Genomic DNA, 1,449 nt, shown 5'->3' on the forward strand with positions numbered 1-1,449 from the left:
AGCGGCGCGAGCCGGATCAAGCGGAGTGGAGGCGTCATGGGCGTTCCTTGCGTCGGCCGCGGCGCGCGCGGTCGCCCGCTCCGTCGCCGCGGTCTGTTGATGGTGATGATCGATCCGCCGGGCCTGATCCGCGGCTCCTTCGACCTCGAGCCGGCGCGCGGCCGCATCGGCGGTCGCGGCGGCGGCCTGCACCTGCGCAGCCCTGAGCCGGCGCCCGGCCAGATCGAGGGGGTCCCAGCGCAGGCCGAGGCCGTGCCCGATGAGGACCAGGGCGCCCGCCGCCAGGGCGGCGACCACGACCCGGCCCAGCGGCTTCAGGGCGCGCAGGAGGCCGAGGAGCTTCACGGGAAAACCCTCCGGTCCAGTTCGAAATGCGGTCCGTCGCGCAGGGTCGGCCAGTCCCCGCCCCAGACGATGGCCGTCCCCTGCCGCGCCGCCGCCGCCTTGAAGGCCGCCGCGATGCGCGGATACAGCGGCCAGTCCCACCGGACCTGCCCGTCCACCAGCGCCGCCACATCGACGGCGTGCCCGGTCAGATGGCGCGATCGCCGGGTGCGGCTGGCTCCGGCGCGAACCAGGGCCGCCTGCCGCTCGGGCGTGCGCAGGCCTTCCGTGACCATGAAGTCCACCGGCGTCAGGGCCGAGGCCTCCTTCACCAGGGCCACCAGCCGCGGATGCACCCCTTCCAGCCGCTTCAGCGACCTCTGCGACAGCCGGAAGCTCATGGCCGCCCCCCGTCGCCCGAAGAGCGCAGCACGGCCAGGGTGGCGATCAGCTGCTGCGCCGTCGGGGCCACCAGATAGAGCACCATGGTGAGCGCCAGCAGCGCCATCAGCGCCTGGGCAGCCGCGGCGCGGCCTCCGGCGGGGTCGCGGCGATCAGGCGATCCAGCAACAGCCAGGCCCCGCCGCTGGTGGCGAACACATACAGCCGCCGCCACAGCCAGCGGCCCTCGGCCAGAACAGGCGTCGCAGCGCCTCCCGGCGCTTCGGGAACGGTCATCGGTCATCCTCCGGATCATCGAGGGGGCAGTCGCTGCGGCGCCAACCGGGGTTGGCGTGGGCGAACAGGTCGGCGTCGGTCAGCCGCGCCGGGCTGTCCCAGAGCTCATCGTCCAGCAGCCGGTCGTCAGCGTACGGGCGGTATCGGGTCATGGCGCGGCTCATCCGACGGCCACCAACCAGACGACGCCATCGGCGCCCGGTCCGCCGGCGCCGCCCGCCGCGACCCCGGCCCCGCCGCCGCCTCCTCCGGCTCCATGGACGCCGCCCGCGCCTCCGGGATGGCCGGTTCCCGAGGCGACGGCCCCGCCGCCCCCGCCTCCGCCCCCGGCCCGGTGCAGCGCGGGCTGTGGCCGGGCGGCGCCGTCCGACCCGGCCGCGCCAGCTCCCCCGGCCCCGCCAGCCGCTGTGACGGCGAGCAGCCCGCCCGCGCCGCCAGGACCGCCGG

The 1,449-nt window shown here is 76.3% G+C and carries 4 protein-coding genes; all 4 read right to left on the bottom strand.

From position 1 onward, the window contains the following. Nucleotides 1–345 (bottom strand): hypothetical protein (locus Q8S40_RS11850; protein WP_305670563.1); only part of this gene is annotated, 345 nt, incomplete at its 3' end. After that, on the bottom strand, nt 342–725 hold the full coding sequence (locus tag Q8S40_RS11855) for a M15 family metallopeptidase (RefSeq protein WP_305670564.1): 384 nt from the start codon (nt 723–725) through the stop codon (nt 342–344). The genes Q8S40_RS11855 and Q8S40_RS11850, both read right to left, overlap by 4 nt. A gap of 106 nt (nt 726–831) precedes the next feature. Further along, nucleotides 832–1,002 carry a hypothetical protein gene (locus Q8S40_RS11860; protein WP_305670565.1) on the bottom strand — a complete coding sequence of 57 codons (171 nt, stop codon included), beginning with the start codon at nt 1,000–1,002 and terminating at the stop codon, nt 832–834. Then, nucleotides 999–1,154: a hypothetical protein gene (locus tag Q8S40_RS11865; RefSeq protein WP_305670566.1), complete on the bottom strand. Its 156-nt coding sequence runs from the start codon at nt 1,152–1,154 to the stop codon at nt 999–1,001. The genes Q8S40_RS11860 and Q8S40_RS11865 overlap by 4 nt, the downstream gene beginning before the upstream one ends. Nucleotides 1,155–1,449 lie beyond the last annotated feature (295 nt).

This window comes from Falsiroseomonas sp., from assembly GCF_030695085.1.
Taxonomy (GTDB): Bacteria; Pseudomonadota; Alphaproteobacteria; order Acetobacterales; family Acetobacteraceae; genus Falsiroseomonas.